The 14,196-nt window shown below is 71.6% G+C and carries 14 protein-coding genes; 5 read left to right on the top strand and 9 right to left on the bottom strand.

What is annotated here, in order from left to right; genetic code table 11:
* Positions 1 to 798, bottom strand: a complete 798-nt coding sequence (locus tag ABH923_RS13285; protein ID WP_370055852.1) for a hypothetical protein — start codon at positions 796 to 798, stop codon at positions 1 to 3.
* 106 nt (positions 799 to 904) lie between these two features.
* Between ABH923_RS13285 and ABH923_RS13280 the strand changes: the two genes are divergently transcribed.
* Genes ABH923_RS13280 through ABH923_RS13270 form a run of 3 tightly spaced genes read left to right on the top strand, consistent with a single transcriptional unit; the run spans position 905 to position 3,373 of the window.
* Positions 905 to 1,705, top strand: coding sequence for a phosphatase PAP2 family protein (locus ABH923_RS13280; RefSeq protein ID WP_370055851.1), 801 nt, complete (start codon positions 905 to 907; stop codon positions 1,703 to 1,705).
* Between the two features lie 10 nt (positions 1,706 to 1,715).
* On the top strand, positions 1,716 to 2,381 hold the full coding sequence (locus ABH923_RS13275) for a response regulator transcription factor (protein WP_370055850.1): 666 nt from the start codon (positions 1,716 to 1,718) through the stop codon (positions 2,379 to 2,381).
* Positions 2,378 to 3,373 (top strand): sensor histidine kinase, encoded by a 996-nt coding sequence (locus ABH923_RS13270; RefSeq protein ID WP_370055849.1) that lies wholly within the window; start codon positions 2,378 to 2,380, stop codon positions 3,371 to 3,373. Before ABH923_RS13275 ends, ABH923_RS13270 begins: the two co-directional genes overlap by 4 nt.
* A 118-nt stretch (positions 3,374 to 3,491) precedes the next feature.
* Here ABH923_RS13270 and ABH923_RS13265 read toward each other — a convergent pair whose 3' ends face one another.
* A complete protein-coding gene (locus tag ABH923_RS13265) occupies positions 3,492 to 4,154 on the bottom strand; it encodes a class I SAM-dependent methyltransferase (protein WP_370055848.1) in 663 nt (220 codons plus the stop codon).
* 31 nt (positions 4,155 to 4,185) lie between these two features.
* Between ABH923_RS13265 and ABH923_RS13260 the strand changes: the two genes are divergently transcribed.
* Complete coding sequence (locus ABH923_RS13260; RefSeq protein ID WP_370055847.1) at positions 4,186 to 4,815, top strand: LysE family translocator; 630 nt, start codon at positions 4,186 to 4,188, stop codon at positions 4,813 to 4,815.
* A gap of 83 nt (positions 4,816 to 4,898) precedes the next feature.
* On the top strand, positions 4,899 to 5,657 hold the full coding sequence (locus tag ABH923_RS13255) for a GntR family transcriptional regulator (RefSeq protein WP_370055846.1): 759 nt from the start codon (positions 4,899 to 4,901) through the stop codon (positions 5,655 to 5,657).
* An 84-nt stretch (positions 5,658 to 5,741) separates the two neighbouring features.
* On the opposite strand, the gene ABH923_RS13250 is transcribed toward ABH923_RS13255, so the two are convergent.
* The 7 genes from ABH923_RS13250 to iolC form a co-directional block, all read right to left on the bottom strand.
* Positions 5,742 to 6,767: a Gfo/Idh/MocA family protein gene (locus ABH923_RS13250; protein WP_370055845.1), complete on the bottom strand. Its 1,026-nt coding sequence runs from the start codon at positions 6,765 to 6,767 to the stop codon at positions 5,742 to 5,744.
* A 48-nt stretch (positions 6,768 to 6,815) separates the two neighbouring features.
* Positions 6,816 to 7,760 carry a sugar phosphate isomerase/epimerase family protein gene (locus ABH923_RS13245; RefSeq protein WP_370055844.1) on the bottom strand — a complete coding sequence of 315 codons (945 nt, stop codon included), beginning with the start codon at positions 7,758 to 7,760 and terminating at the stop codon, positions 6,816 to 6,818.
* Between the two features lie 67 nt (positions 7,761 to 7,827).
* The gene (gene iolD / locus ABH923_RS13240; protein ID WP_370055843.1) at positions 7,828 to 9,765 is read right to left on the bottom strand and encodes a 3D-(3,5/4)-trihydroxycyclohexane-1,2-dione acylhydrolase (decyclizing); all 1,938 of its coding nucleotides are present in this window, start codon (positions 9,763 to 9,765) and stop codon (positions 7,828 to 7,830) included.
* Entirely contained in the window at positions 9,762 to 10,664 is a 903-nt protein-coding gene (iolB, locus tag ABH923_RS13235) for a 5-deoxy-glucuronate isomerase (RefSeq protein ID WP_370055842.1), read from the bottom strand. Before iolB ends, iolD begins: the two co-directional genes overlap by 4 nt.
* A gap of 11 nt (positions 10,665 to 10,675) precedes the next feature.
* Positions 10,676 to 12,226: a CoA-acylating methylmalonate-semialdehyde dehydrogenase gene (locus ABH923_RS13230; RefSeq protein ID WP_370055840.1), complete on the bottom strand. Its 1,551-nt coding sequence runs from the start codon at positions 12,224 to 12,226 to the stop codon at positions 10,676 to 10,678.
* Positions 12,227 to 12,269: 43 nt separating this feature from the next.
* Positions 12,270 to 13,190 (bottom strand): class I fructose-bisphosphate aldolase, encoded by a 921-nt coding sequence (locus ABH923_RS13225; RefSeq protein ID WP_370055839.1) that lies wholly within the window; start codon positions 13,188 to 13,190, stop codon positions 12,270 to 12,272.
* Positions 13,177 to 14,145, bottom strand: a complete 969-nt coding sequence (gene iolC, locus ABH923_RS13220; RefSeq protein WP_370055838.1) for a 5-dehydro-2-deoxygluconokinase — start codon at positions 14,143 to 14,145, stop codon at positions 13,177 to 13,179. Before iolC ends, ABH923_RS13225 begins: the two co-directional genes overlap by 14 nt.
* Positions 14,146 to 14,196 lie beyond the last annotated feature (51 nt).

The raw sequence follows: 14,196 nt of genomic DNA, 5'->3' as shown, positions 1-14,196 counted from the left end.
CTATTCGGCGGCCAGCGTGCTGCTCGCGCGCCCCTCCGCAGCTGTCGCTCCCGGTTCTGCCGGACGACGGACGCTCATCACCACGACGCACACGACGATCGCCGCGAACAGCACCAGACTGACGGGTCCGGGGCCCAGGTCGAGGCCGCCGCGCGCGTGGGAGACGGCCAGATAGTCCGAGATCGAGGCTCCGAAAGGCCGGGTCAGAACATATGAGGTCCAGAAGGCTGCGGTCGCGCCGAGCCCCCACCAGCGGTACGCGACGCCCGGGATGGCGAACAGGACGCCGAACAGGATCCCGGACACCAGGTAGCCCAGCCCGAAGGTCGTCGCCGTGAGGTCGCCGACCGCCGTGCCGAGCGCGAACGTCGCCAGCACCGCGCACCAGTAGAAGAACTCCCGGGTCCGCGTGTCGATGTGGTGCACAGATAGCGTCCGCTGCGTGCGGTACCAGACCACGAACACGACGGCCAGGACGACCGCGAAGAAGACCGTCGACACCAGGTACGGGATGCCGATGACGATGTGCAGGACGTCGGCGACCATCGTGCCGAACACCGCCACCATCAAGACCGTCAGCCAGTACACCCACGGAATGTAGCGGCGCACGGCGAACTGCAGCACCAGGGCGGCGGCGAACACCACGAAGGCGGCGATGACCGCGATGACCGGGTCGTAGTTCTTGACCAGGTAGTCGGAGGTGGTCTCACCCATCGCCGTGGTCAGCAGCTTGGTGACCCAGAACAGCGCCGTGACGGCGGGGACCTTGTTGCGGAGCATCCCGACAGCATTCCGCATCGCCTCCCAGAATCCTCTGAGGGGCCTGGTGCCTGGGCGCGGGCCGAGGATCCTTAGCGGCATCTGGGGAGGCGGCGCGCAGGCTGGATGGTCGAAGGGGGATCCGATGACCGCGACCACACCCCGCCGTGCGCTCGGCGGAGACGAGCAGGGGCCGCAGCGACCGGTCGAGCCGCCGCGCCCAGTCGTGCCGCCGCGGTCGACGGCCGCGCCGTCCGCGACCGCCCGCGCTATCGTCGTCCCGCTCATCGTCATCCTGCTCGTGGTGCTCGCCGGCCTCGCGATCGTGGCCTCCCCCGCGATCACCGCCTGGGACCTCGGCGTCATCCGCGCCGTCGAGGGAGCCCGCACGCCGTTCCTCGACGCGGTGACGCTGGCCGACGACGTCCTGTTCTCACCGGTGGCGGCCCTCGCGATCGTCGGGCTGGTCTCCGCGGCGACCTGGATCGCCCGGCGCAGGCTCGGGCCGGCGCTCGCGTTCGCGGCGCTCGCCCTGCTCCCCTGGCTCGGCAGCACCGTCGTCAAGGACGTCGTACAGCGTCCACGACCGCTGTCCGCCGAGCTCCCGCACCACGTCCTCACCGACACCGGGTTCAGCTTCCCGAGCGGGCACACCAGTTTCGCGGTCGCGCTCGCGCTCGCACTGCTGATCGTGTTCGGCCAGGGCCGCCTGCGGGGCCCGCTGATCGCGTTCGCGGTCGTCGCGCCCCTGCTCACCGCGTTCTCCCGCGTCTACCTCGGCGTACACAACCCGACGGACGTGCTGGCGTCGCTCGTCTACGCGACGGCGGCGGTCCTGCTCGTACTCGGCGTGCTGCGGCTGATCGCGCCGCCGCTGGAGCGGTTCCCGCTCATCGGGCCAGGGCTCGACCCCGCGCACGGCCGCGAACCGCGGAGGCCGCGATAAGTTGAACGACATGGAGGCCACCCGACTGCGCGTGCTGCTCGTCGAGGACGACGCGCGCCTCGGCCCGCTGATCGAGCAGGTGCTGTCGGAGTCCTACGACGTGACGCGCGTGGTCGACGGGGAGGCCGGGCTCGCGGTCGGGCTCCGGGAGCGTTTCGACGCGATGGTGGTCGACCGCCGGCTGCCGGGCATCGACGGTGTGACCCTCGTCGGCAAGCTGCGCGACGGCCGCGTCGTCGCGCCGATCATCATGCTCACCGCGCTCGGCGCCCTCCGGGACCGCGTCGAAGGCCTGGACGCCGGGGCCAATGACTACCTGGTCAAGCCGTTCGAGTTCGACGAACTGCTCGCCCGGCTGCGGGCGCTGACCCGCACGTTCACCGGCGAGGGCCGTGAGCTGCCGGTCGGCGGATGGCGGTTCTACCCGGAGAGCCGCAGCATCTACTCGCCCTACGAGGGCCGCATCCAGCTCACCGAGCGGGAGTCCGACCTCCTGCGGCTGCTGGCGGAGAGCCCGCTGCGGACGTTCTCGCGCGCGCACATCCTGGAGGCGGTGTTCGAGGCGGACGAGCAGCCGGGCACCGTCGACACCTACGTTCACTACCTGCGGCGCAAGACCGATCCGGAGATCATCGCGACCGTGCGCGGCGAGGGCTATCGGCTGGGGCAACTGTGACCAGGCGCGACGACGTCGACTTCCGGGAGGTGCGCCGCGCCTCCCGGACGGTCGGCCTCCAGCTCACCATCGCGTCAGGCGCGCTGGTCGTCGCGGCGATCGGGGTGGCGTTCTTCTTCGTGCTCGACCAGCTCCAGCCGAAGGAGCTCTCGGAGGCCCCGCGCCCCGGCCAGCACAAGATCTACATCGACACCGTGGACGCGATGATCGCGTTCATCGTCGTCGGTGTGCTGGCGGTGATCGTCGCCGGGGTGCTCGCCGTGGTGGTCACCCGGCGCGCCGTTCGGCCGCTCGGTGAGGCGCTGCGGCGGCAAAGGGACTTCGTCGCGGACGCCAGCCACGAACTGCGCACGCCGCTCGCGGTGCTCGACGCGCGCCTCCAGGTGCTGCAGCGCGGCCTCCCCGACGGCGACCCGTCGACGGCGACCGTGGCGGAGCTGCGCGACGACACCCGGACGCTGATCGAGGTCGTCAACGACCTGCTGCTCGCCGCCGACCCCGAACGCGAGCGCGCCGCGGCATCGGACGGTCCCGTGCAGCTGGCCGACCCGGTGCGTCGAGCGGTGGAGTCGCTCGGGGTGCTCGCGGAGCAGGCCGGGGTGACGGTCCGGCTGGAGGTGCGGGACGAGGTTTCGAGCGAGGTCCCGGCGACGACGCTGCAGCGCTGCGCGACGGCCCTGCTCGACAATGCGGTCGCCCACTCCCCCGCCGGCGGCGTGGTGACGGCGACGATCCGGCGCGAAGGGCGCTCGGCCTACCTGACCGTGGCGGACCAGGGGCCCGGCATCCAGGGCATCGACCCGGCCCGGATCTTCGACCGGTTCGCCCGCGCCGCCCCCGCGGCCGCTTCGGCCGCCGGCCGCTCGCGCTCGGGCTTCGGGATCGGGCTCGCACTCGTGCGCGAGGTCGCGGTGCGCCACGGCGGCGAGGTCCGCGTGGCCTCCACCGGCCCCGCGGGGACCGCCCTGGAGCTGCGGCTCCTGGCCCGCTGAACCACTGGCGTGGGTAACGGAGGAGATTCGCGCGCGGGGAGCCCTGAATAGCAGTCACCGGAGGAGATCGGGGACGATTGGGGCCGGAAGTCCTCCGTTGGCGACGGGTAGGGGGAAGTCAGGCGGGGCGCAATTCGGCGAGGAGGACGCGGTCGTGGCCGTGGGTCCACCAGGCGTGCCGGGTCAGGGTGAGGCCGGCCGGGGCGACGGCTTCGGCGAGGAGCTCGGGGGTACGGAACCGCTCGTGGTACGTGGGATAGGGCGGCGGCTCGGCGCCGTGGTGGCCTGCTCCGTGCGCGGGGTCGGGCACGGCCGCGCCGGGGCGGCCGCCGTGCTGGGAGGTGTCCACGTCGCCGAAGGTCGCGGTGACCGCGCGGCCTCCCGGCCGGAGGACGCGCACCCAGTCGGCGACCGCGGCGTCCGGGTCGGGGAAGAGGTGCAGGCCCGTCACGCACGTGACCAGGTCGAACGCGTCATCCGGGAACGGGAGCACCGTCGCGTCGCCTTCGACCAGCACAGCATCCGGGAGCTCGCCCCGCGCGACCTCCACCATGCCGCCCGACAGGTCGATGCCGCTCAGCCGCAGGGAACGGTCGCGCGAGTGGAGGGCTCGCAGCACCAGGCCGGTCCCGGTGGCGACGTCCAGCACGTCCCGCACGCCGTCGAGGTCCGCGAAGTCGGCGACCGCCGCGGCGAGCTGCCGGTGCATCTCGCTCGTGTCGTACTCCGCGGCGCGGCCGTCGAAGCGTGCGCGGACCGCGGCGAGGAGGTCGTCCGTCATGGCGGGAGCCTACGCCCCCTACACTTGCTGCATGACAGCCCCCGCCCTCCTCGCCTTCGCGGGCCTCTGCGTGATCCTGGCGGTGACACCCGGCCCCGACACCTTCCTCGTCCTCCGTTACAGCCTGGCCCGCCCGGGCGCCGGCCTCGCGGCGTCGGCGGGGTCCGCCGTCGGCTCGATGCTGTGGGCGCTCGCCGTCGCGCTCGGGCTGGCCGCGTTGCTGGAGCAGTCCGCCGAGGTCTACCGGGTCGTCAAGATCGCGGGCGGCCTCTACCTCATCTATCTCGGCGTCTCCGCGCTGATCGCCAGCCGCCGGCACGCCGCCCAGGGCCCGGAGGCGCGGGTGCGGACGACCAGCCTCCACTCCGGCTTCCTCGCCGGGGTGCTGTCCACGGTGATGAACCCCAAGGTCGGCCTCTTCTTCCTCGCCATCGCGCCGCAGTTCGTCCCGCACGACGGCGCAACGATCGGCAACACGCTCCTGCTTGGTGCGATCGACGCGGTCGTCGCCGCGGCGTACCTCACGGTGGTGGCGCTGCTCGCGTCGCGCGCGATCCTCTGGCTCAAACGGCCGGCGGTGGCCAAGACGCTCGAGCGCATCTCGGCCGCGATCCTCGCCGCCCTCGGCGTCGGCACCATCGCGCTGAGCGCCGCCGAATAGCGCTGCGGCCGCGCTGACGGGCTGACAACACCTACAAGGTGTACGGTTGTTCTGACATTTGGATCGACCTGTGGAGGACGCGGATGCAAGCCGAGTACCCGCTGCCCGTGGACCTCTTCGACAGCCTCGACAAGGGCAGCCCGGTGCCGCTCTACTACCAGCTCGCGACGGCGCTGGAGGCGGCGATCCGGTCCGAGACGGTTCCTCCGGGATCGCGCCTCGAGAACGAGATCTCGCTCGGCAACCGGCTCGGGCTGTCGCGTCCCACCATCCGCCGTGCCCTGCAGGAGCTGGTCGACAAGGGCCTCCTGGTCCGCCGGCGCGGCATCGGGACGCAGGTCGTCCACGGCCGGGTGACCCGCAACGTCGAGCTGACCAGCCTCTACGAGGACCTGGGCCAGTCCGGGCAGACGCCGACCACTCGCGTCATCTCGTACGAGATCGGGATCGCGGACGAGGCCGCGGCGAAGGAGCTCGGCGTCCCGTACGGCAACCCGGTGCTGGAGCTCACCCGGCTGCGGTCGGCGGACGGCGTGCCGCTGGCGATCCTCGAGAACACGCTGCCGGAAGACTTCATCGACATCTCGCGCGAGGATCTGGAGGCGCGCGGCCTCTACCAGCTCCTGAAGGCGCGCGGCGTGGCCATCCGGGTCGCCAACCAGCGGATCGGCGCCCGCGCCGCGAACGCGAACGAGGCCGACCTCCTGGAGATCCGTCGCGGGTCGCCACTGCTCACCATGTCGCGCACCGCGTTCGACAACTCCGGCCGGGCGGTGGAGTTCGGTCGGCACGTGTACCGGCCCGACCTCTACTCGTTCGAGCTCACCCTCGTCGATCGCTGACCCCGTCGTCCACCTGTCGAGGGGCACGTAAACGCCCCTAAAACAGCGTGTTAGGGGCGTTTGCGTGCCCCTCGGCGGCAAGGGTTACGCGTAGAAGGCGGGGCGTGCGGGCGTCGCCACGGGGACGGGGCCGGACTGCTCCAGCGCGCGGACGCCGGCTTCGCACGCGAGGGCGACGAGGTAGCCGTCCCACGCGTTCGGCCCGGCGATGAGCGAACCGTCGCGCACAGCGTTCACCCACGCCTGCACCTGCGCATCGTAGGCGCGGGCGAACCGGGTCTTGAAGGTCGTGTGCTCCGCGATCGAGAACGCGGCGTCGGACCAGCGCTGCAAGCCGGACGGCTGGCCGATGCGCGCGGTGCCGGTCTGGAAGACCGCCTCGGTGCCGACCTGGTAGCCGAACCGCACGCTGACGTTCATCTCCACGTCGACCAGCACGCCGTTCTCCAGCTCGATGAGCACCAGGATGGGCTCGCGGAGCCGCTCGGGCGCGAGGTCGTTGCGCCGCGGGTACTTGACCTCGACGCTGCGGACGGGCGAGCCGGCGAGCCACGGCATGACGTCGAACTCGTGCACGACCGAGTCGGTGATGAGCATCGACTGGGTGTAGCTGTCAGGCACCGACGGGTTGCGGTGCACGCCGCGCAGCATCAGCAGCTCCCCTGCGTCGCCGCCCACGATCAGTTCGCGCAGCGCGCGGTACTCGTCGTCGAAGCGGCGCATGAAGCCGAGCTGGATGTGCGGGCGGTCCAGCTTCTGCTCCAGCTCCAGGATGCGCAGCGACGACGCGCTGTCCGGCGTCAGCGGCTTCTCGCACAGGATGGGGAGCTTCGCCTCCAGCGCGGGCACCAGCACGGGCTCGTGGAACTGGCCGGGCGTCGCGATGATCACTGCGTCGAGCGCGGACGCGTCGAGGGCGTCCTCCACGCTCGCAAACGCCCGCGCACTCGGCGCCGCGGCTGCCGCGGCCTCCGCCCGGCCGGCGTCCGGCTCCACGATCGCGGAGACGGTCGCGCCGCTGATCGTGCCGGTGATGCGCTGGATGTGGTCGGCGCCCATCTGCCCGGCGCCGACGACGCCGACACGGAGGTCCTGGTTGCTGGTGGTCATTCGGTGCGGCTCTTTCTGTGCGTGGCGGAGGGAGTCAGCGAGCGGTGGTCAGCGGGTGCGGGTGAGCGGCGAGCAGCCGAAGATGTGCTGCCGGGTGCGGGTGGCGATCCCGAGCGGGACGTCGATGTCGATGCCGGGCATGTCCTGCTCGACGATCGCGAAGGTCTCCGGGTCGATGGCGGCGACCGCCTCGATGATCGGCGCGAAGTCCGGGATGCCCGCCGGCGGCTCGACCATCACGTCGATCGCGGCGTCCGCGAACGCGATGTCGTTCTTGAGCACCTCGAATCGGAACTCGGGGTCGATCTGCTTGAGGTGCAGATACCCGATGCGCTCGGGGTGGTCCTGGATCAGCGTGACGCTGTCGCCGCCGTAGTAAGCGAAGTGGCCGGTGTCGAGGCAGAGGTTCACGTAGCGCGGATCGGTCTCCGCGAGCAGGCGCTCGACCTCGCGCTGCGTGCCGACGTGGGAGTCGGCGTGCGAGTGGAACTGCTGGCGGAGCCCGTATTCCTCGAGCAGCATACGACCGAGGCGGTCGTGCCCGGCGGCCAGTGACGTCCACTGCTCGTCGGTCAGCGTGCGCGGCTCCAGCGTCTCGCCGGTGGCGTCCGACCGCCAGAGGTCCGGGATGACGACGATGTGCTCGCCGCCGACCGCACGGGTGAGTGCGGCGACCTTCTCGACCTGCTCGAGGGCGCGGTCCCACTGGTCGGCGCCCTTGTGGAAACCGGTGAAGACCGTGCCGCCGCTGATCCGCAGGTCGCGCTTGGCGAGCTCGTCCAGGAGCTGCGCCGGATCGGTCGGGAGGTAGCCGTACGGCCCGAGCTCGATCCAGTGGTACCCGGCGGCCTGCACCTCGTCGAGGAAGCGGTCCCACGGGGTCTGCCGCGGGTCCTCCGGGAACCATACGCCCCACGAGTCGGGCGCGGTGCCGATGCGGAGGCCGGAGGTGTGCGCCTCGGCCGGGCGGTGGTGGGTGGCGGTGTCGGTCATCGTCGTCCTTCGGTGACTGTGGTGGTCGGGATGGTCGAGGTGGTCGGGGTGGTTCGGCGCGGCGCGCTCAGCCGAGCAGGGGCCGCTGCTGCTTCCGCTGCCGGAGGTAGTCGGTGCGGGCGGTCTGCGTGCTCTCCAGCTCGGAGGTCTCCGCGACTGGGACGTCCCACCAGCCCTCGCCGTCCGGCGCGTACACGAACGGGTCCGAGTCGACGTGGATCAGCGTGGAGGTCGTGGACGCCTTGGCCGCTCTGACGGCCTCCTCGAGCCGCGCGGCGGCGTCGGGACCCGGCGCGAGCTCGATCACGTCGATGCCGAAGCTGCGCGCGTTGGCGGCGAGGTCGACGGGCAGGAAGTCGCCGCGCTCGAAGTTCAGCTCGGCCTCGTCGCGATACCGGTAGCGGGTGCCGTAGCGCTGCGAGCCGACCGTCTCGGAGAGGTGGCCGATGGAGGCGTAGCCGTGGTTCTGGATGAGCACGACGACGATCTTGATGCCCTCGGCGACGGCCGTTGCAAGCTCGGTGTGCAGCATCAGATAGGAGCCGTCGCCGACGAGGACGATGACGTCGCGGTCATCGTCGGCGGCGTCGAGCCCGCGTTTGACGCCCATCCCGCCGGCGATCTCGTAGCCCATGCACGAGAACGCATATTCGACGTGATAGCCGAGCGGGTCGCGGACGCGCCACAGCTTGTGGAGGTCGCCGGGGAGGGAGCCCGCCGCCTGCACCACGACGTCGCGCGGGCCGGAGGCGCGCTGGACGGCGCCGATGATCTGCGGCTGACCGATGAGCGAGGATTCGCCGTCGAGAGCCGTGGGAGCGAGTGCCTCGTCGGCCACGGCGTCCCACTCCGTCTTCTCCTCGGCGATCCACGTCGCGTAGCCGGGGTGCACGGTGTACCCGTCGAGGGCCGCGGTCAGCGCCGTGAGCGCCTCCCGCGCGTCGGCGATCAGAGGGAGCTGCGAGCCGTGCTTGTAGGCGTCGAACGGCGCGACGTTGAGGTTCACGAACCGCACGTCCGGGTTCTGGAAGACCGTGCGGCTGGCGGTGGTGAAGTCGCTGTAGCGGGTCCCGACGCCGAGGACGAGGTCGGCCTGCGCCGTGACCCGGTTGGCGGCGGTGGTGCCGGTCGCGCCGACGCCGCCGAGGTACTGCGGGTGGTCCCAGCTCAGCGAGCCGCCGCCGGCCTGCGTGGTGCCGACCGGGATGCCGGTGGCCTCCACGAACGCGCGCAGCGCGTCCTCCGCGCCCGAGTACAGCACGCCGCCGCCCGCGACGATCACGGGACGCTGCGCGCTGCGGATCGCGTCGACGGCTGCCTGCAGCGCCCAGCCCTCCGGGACCGGACGGCGGACGTGCCACTCGCGGGGGGCGAGGAACTCCGCCGGGACGTCGAGCGCCTCGGCCTGCACATCCTCCGGCAGCGCGATGGTCACCGCGCCGGTCTCGGCCGGGTCGGTCAGCACCCGCATCGCCGCGAGCGCGATCGAGAAGAGCTGCTCGGGTCGCTGGACGCGATCGAAGAAGCGTGACACCGGGCGGAACGCGTCGGTCACCTGGATGCCGAGGTCGTGCGGGTGCTCCAGCTGCTGCAGCACCGGGTCGGCGACGCGTGTCGCGAACGTGTCGGACGGCAGGAGCAACGCCGGGAGGCGGTTGGCCGTCGCGAGGGCGGCGCCGGTGATCATGTTGGCGGCGCCCGGGCCGACCGAGGCGGTCGAGGCGAGCGTGGCCCGGCGGCGGTGGATGCGGGCGTAGCCCACCGCCTGGTGGACCATCGCCTGCTCGTTGCGCGCCTGGTAGTACGGCATCAGGTTCGGGTCCTGCACGTTCGCCTGCTTGAGCGCCTGGCCGACGCCGGCGACGTTGCCGTGCCCGAAGATGCCGAGCATCCCGGGGATGGTGCGCTCGCGCACGTCGCCGTCGACGGTCCACTGGTTGGCGAGGAACTCGACGAGCGCCTGGGCCACCGTCATCCTGCGGGTCGTCGCCGTGTTGGTCATCATTGCGCGGCTCCTTGCGTGGTCGAGACGTAGGGAAGGCGAGGGTCGGTGTCCTGGGCGGTCCAGGTGTCGCGCAGCCAGGCCTGGCGCGGATCGTCGCTGATCAGCCACGCCCGCTCCTCCCCCGGCCCAGCCATGACGTTGAGGTAGTAGAGGTCGTACTCCGGGGCCGCGACCGCCGGGCCGTGGTAGCCGAACGGCACCAGGGCGATGTCGCCGGTGCGGACGAGCGCGTTGGTCTCGATGTCGCCGGCGGCCGAGCGGTAGGTGGCGAAACTCCCGAAGGCGTCGGCCGTCGCCGGGGCGTTCGCGCCGCGCACGGGAGCCGACTCGAAGTAGTAGATCTCCTCGAGCCGGGACTCGTGGCCCGGCACGTCCTCGTCGTGCTTGTGCGCGGGATGCGACGACCAGTTGCCGGCCGGCGTGATGACCTCGCAGACGATCAGCGCGGCGGCATCCACGGCTCCCGGAGTGCCGAAGTTGTGCACTTGACGGCTGTCCCGGCCGGCGCCGCGCAGCTCGACGGGCACCGCATCCTTCGCGATGTAGACCGACGGCTTGCGCACACGTGTCGGGGCCTCCGCTACGGCCACCCGGCCGAAGCCGGTGACCTTCAGGCCGTTTCCCGCTCCGATGTAGACCACGTCCGTCGGCCCGTCGAAGACACTGGACCGGCCGGCCAGGTGGGTCGTCGTCCCCTCGTGCTCCACCGCGAAGGCACCGGCGAGCGGGACGACGATGCGCTCGACGTCGCCGGCCTCCAGCTCGACCGCGTTGCCGGCGAGCTCTGCGACCCGGAGCCCGGTGTGCTGCCAGCCGTCGAGGGAGTCGTCGACCACGGACTCCCACCAGCGGTCGCTCAGCGCTCCGCGCGGGAAGAACCATTCGTTGTGCTCTGCCACGTCCCCGATCCTCAGGTGTTCTGCGGGAAGCCGAGGTTGATGCCGCCGTGCGTCGCCGGGTCGAGCCAGCGGCTGGTGATCGCCTTCTCGCGGGTGAAGAAGTCGAAGCCGTGCACGCCGTACGCCTTGGCGTCGCCGAACAGGGAGGCCTTCCAGCCGCCGAACGAGTGGTAGGCGACCGGGACCGGGATGGGGACGTTGATGCCGATCATGCCGACCTGCACCTCGTTCTGGAACCGCCGGGCGGCGCCGCCGTCGTTGGTGAAGATCGCGGTGCCGTTGCCGAACTGACCGGAGTTGATGAGGTCGAGACCCTCCTGGAAGGTCTGCACGCGCACGACGGACAGCACCGGCCCGAAGATCTCCTCGCGGTAGGCGGCGGAGCTGATCGGGATGTTGTCGATGAGGGTCGGGCCGAAGAAGAAGCCGTCCTCGTGGCCCTCGACGGTGAAGCCGCGGCCGTCGACCACGATGTCCGCGCCGTCGGCCTCGGCGATGTCGACGTAGCCGGACACCTTGTCGCGGTGCACCCCGGTGATCAGCGGCCCCATGTCCGGCTCGCCCTGGCCGTCGCCCGCGCCGTTGCCGATGCGCAGCCTGCCGATGCGCTCCGTGATCTTCGCGATCAGCTCGTCGGCGACCGGCTCGACCGCCAGCACGACCGAGACGGCCATGCAGCGCTCGCCCGCCGCGCCGTATCCGGCGTTGACCGCCTGGTCGGCCACCAGGTCGAGGTCGGCGTCGGGCAGCACCAGCATGTGGTTCTTCGCGCCGCCGAGCGCTTGGACGCGCTTGCCGTTCTTCGACGCCGTCTCGTAGATGTACTGCGCGATCGGGGTAGAGCCGACGAACGAGATGGACTGGACGACCGGGCTGTTCAGGAGGCCGTCGACGGCGAGCTTGTCGCCTTGGAGCACGGTGAAGACGCCGTCCGGGAGGCCGGCCTCCTTCCAGAGCCGAGCGAGCCACAGCGCCGCCGACGGGTCCTTCTCGCTCGGCTTGAGCACGACGGCGTTGCCGGCCGCGATGGCGACGGGGAAGAACCACATCGGCACCATCGCCGGGAAGTTGAACGGCGAGATGACACCCACCACGCCGAGCGGCTGCTTCAGCGAGTACACGTCGATGCCGGTCGACGCGTTCTCGGAGTAGGCGCCCTTGATCAGGTGCGGGAACCCGGTCGCCAGCTCCACGACCTCCTGGCCGCGCAGGATCTCGCCCATCGCGTCGGAGAGCACCTTGCCGTGCTCGGCCGTGATGATCGCGGCCAGCTCGCCCTTGCGCGCGTTCAGCAGCTCCCGGAACGCGAAGAGCACCGTCTGCCGCTTGGCGATCGAGAACTGGCCCCACACCTCGAAGCCGCGCTGCGCCGAGGCGATCGCCTCGTCGATCTCGGCCTGATCGGCGAGGGCGACGTTCGCCGTCGCGACGCCGAGGGCCGGGTTGAAGACCGGAGCGGTGCGCCCGCTCGTGGAGGGCCGCTCGGCGCCGTCGATCCAGTGCGGGATCGTCGGCAGCTCGCCCGCGGCGACGCGGGCGGTGGTGGTGTCGGTGCTGGTCATGGTGTTGTTCCTTCGAGGTGCTACGTGCGGGTGAGCGGCCGGATCAGCGGCCGTGGACGAGGGAGGCGGCGATGTCGACGGCGCGGCCGACGTCCCCGTCCTTCGGGTAGAGGAGGGTGCGCCCGACGACGAGGCCGTGCACACCCGGGAGCGTCAACGCGGCCTCCCACGACGCGAAGGTCTTCTCAGGCGCGACGTCGGTGTCGCCACCGAGCAGGAGCGTGGGGAGCGTGGTCGCGGCCATGACGCGCTCCATCTCGGGCACGACCGGGAGCTTCAGCCAGGTGTACGCCGACGAGGCGCCCAGGCCGGAGGCGATGGCCACCGAGTGGATGACCGCGTCCGCCGTGAGGTCGTTGACGACGCGGCCGTCGCTCCAGCGGCTCATGAACGGCTCGAGGAGGATCGGGAGCCGCGCCCGGGCGGCCGCGGTGACGGCCTTCGCCGTCGCCTCCAGCGTGCGCGCCGTGCCTGCGTCCTCCAGGTTGACGCGGACGAGCAGCTTGGCCGCATCCACGCCGTCGTGCACCATCGCGTCGACGTCGTAACCGGTGTAGCGGTCGTCCATCTCGAAGACGGCGCCGCGGAGGCCGCCGCGGTTCATCGAGCCGACGACGATCTTGTCGTCGAGGGCGCCGAGCAGCGCCAGGTCTTCGATGATGTCGGGGGTGCCGAGCACACCGTCCACCCCCGGCCGGGACAGCGCGAGCGCGAGCCGCTGCAGGAGGTCGTAACGGTCGGCCATCGCGATCGGGTCGTCGCCGACGCCGAGCGCGCCCCGGGCCGGATGGTCGGCCGCGACGATGAACAGGCGGCCGTCGTCGCGGACCAGCGGGCGCCGGGTGCGGGAGGCGAGCACGGTCGCGACATCGTCGGGGCTGGTGTGCCGGCGGGAGCGGAGGCGTTCGAAGGCGGCCGCGTCGATGATCGGAACGGGGCCGGCGATCAGGTCAGCTGGGGACATTCTGGAGCTCCTTCAGCACCGACTCGACCTCGGCGGTCGTCGGCATGGCGGTGGAGCACTCGCGGCGCGTGGCGACGATGGCTCCGGCGATGTTGGCGAAGCGGATGACCCGCTCGAGCGACCAGTCCTGCAGCAGGCCGTAGCAGAGCGCGCCGCCGAAGCCGTCGCCGGCGCCGAGGCCGTTGACGACCTCCACGAGGTAGGGAGGCACCTCCACGGTCTCCTCGCGCGTCTTGGCAAGGACGCCGCGCGGGCCCTGCTTGACGACGGCCAGCTCGACGCCGCGCTCGAGGAGGGCGTCTGCCGCGCGCAGCGGCTCGGTCTCGCCCACCGCGATCTCGCACTCCTCGCGGTTTCCGACCGCGACCGTGACGTGGCCGAGCGCGCGCTCCACTTCGGCCGTGGCCGCCGCCCCGCTCGGCCAGAACATCGACCGGTAGTCGAGGTCGAGGATGGTGAGCGGCCGACGGCCCCGCGCCTCCCACGCCACGTGGTGCGCGGTGCGGCTCGGGTCGCGGGACAGGCCGGTCACGGTCGACCAGTAGATGCGCGCCCGGCTGATCGCGTCGAGGTCGAGGTCCTTCGCCGTGATGGCGAGGTCGGGCGCGAGCGGGTCGCGGTAGAAGTACAGCGGGAAGTCGTCGGGCGGGAAGATCTCGCAGAAGGTCACCGGCGTCTTGAGGGTGTCGACCGTGCCGACGAACCGGTCGTCGACTCCCAGCCGGCGCAGCTCGCGGTGGGCGTAGCGGCCGAACGGGTCGTCGCCGGTGGCGGTGACCACCGCCGAGCGGAGACCGTGCCGAGCGGCGGCGATCGACACATTGGTCGCGCTGCCGCCGAGGAACTTGCCGAAGGTCTCGACGTCCTCCAGCCCCACCCCGTCTTGCAGGGGGTAGAGGTCGACACCGATGCGCCCGATGGTGATCAGGTCGAACGGCTCCCCATGCTGGGTCATGTCGTGGAACTCCTTCGTCGGGGTCGTGCTGTGGTGCTTGTCAGAAGCGTA

Origin of the sequence: Leifsonia sp. EB41, from assembly GCF_041262565.1 — a bacterium.
GTDB lineage: Bacteria > Actinomycetota > Actinomycetes > Actinomycetales > Microbacteriaceae > Leifsonia.
This window is presented reverse-complemented; position numbering and strand designations above follow the sequence as displayed.

Excerpts from the sequence above, each read along its gene's own strand:
- ABH923_RS13245 (WP_370055844.1), bottom strand. The coding sequence starts at position 7,760 with ATGACCGACACCGCCACCCACCACCGCCCGGCCGAGGCGCACACCTCC.
- ABH923_RS13230 (WP_370055840.1), bottom strand. The coding sequence starts at position 12,226 with ATGACCAGCACCGACACCACCACCGCCCGCGTCGCCGCGGGCGAGCTG.
- ABH923_RS13275 (WP_370055850.1), top strand. The coding sequence starts at position 1,716 with ATGGAGGCCACCCGACTGCGCGTGCTGCTCGTCGAGGACGACGCGCGC.
- ABH923_RS13260 (WP_370055847.1), top strand. The coding sequence starts at position 4,186 with ATGACAGCCCCCGCCCTCCTCGCCTTCGCGGGCCTCTGCGTGATCCTG.
- ABH923_RS13225 (WP_370055839.1), bottom strand. The coding sequence starts at position 13,190 with ATGTCCCCAGCTGACCTGATCGCCGGCCCCGTTCCGATCATCGACGCG.
- ABH923_RS13250 (WP_370055845.1), bottom strand. The coding sequence starts at position 6,767 with ATGACCACCAGCAACCAGGACCTCCGTGTCGGCGTCGTCGGCGCCGGG.
- ABH923_RS13285 (WP_370055852.1), bottom strand. The coding sequence starts at position 798 with ATGCGGAATGCTGTCGGGATGCTCCGCAACAAGGTCCCCGCCGTCACG.
- iolC (WP_370055838.1), bottom strand. The coding sequence starts at position 14,145 with ATGACCCAGCATGGGGAGCCGTTCGACCTGATCACCATCGGGCGCATC.
- iolD (WP_370055843.1), bottom strand. The coding sequence starts at position 9,765 with ATGATGACCAACACGGCGACGACCCGCAGGATGACGGTGGCCCAGGCG.
- ABH923_RS13255 (WP_370055846.1), top strand. The coding sequence starts at position 4,899 with ATGCAAGCCGAGTACCCGCTGCCCGTGGACCTCTTCGACAGCCTCGAC.
- ABH923_RS13280 (WP_370055851.1), top strand. The coding sequence starts at position 905 with ATGACCGCGACCACACCCCGCCGTGCGCTCGGCGGAGACGAGCAGGGG.
- ABH923_RS13265 (WP_370055848.1), bottom strand. The coding sequence starts at position 4,154 with ATGACGGACGACCTCCTCGCCGCGGTCCGCGCACGCTTCGACGGCCGC.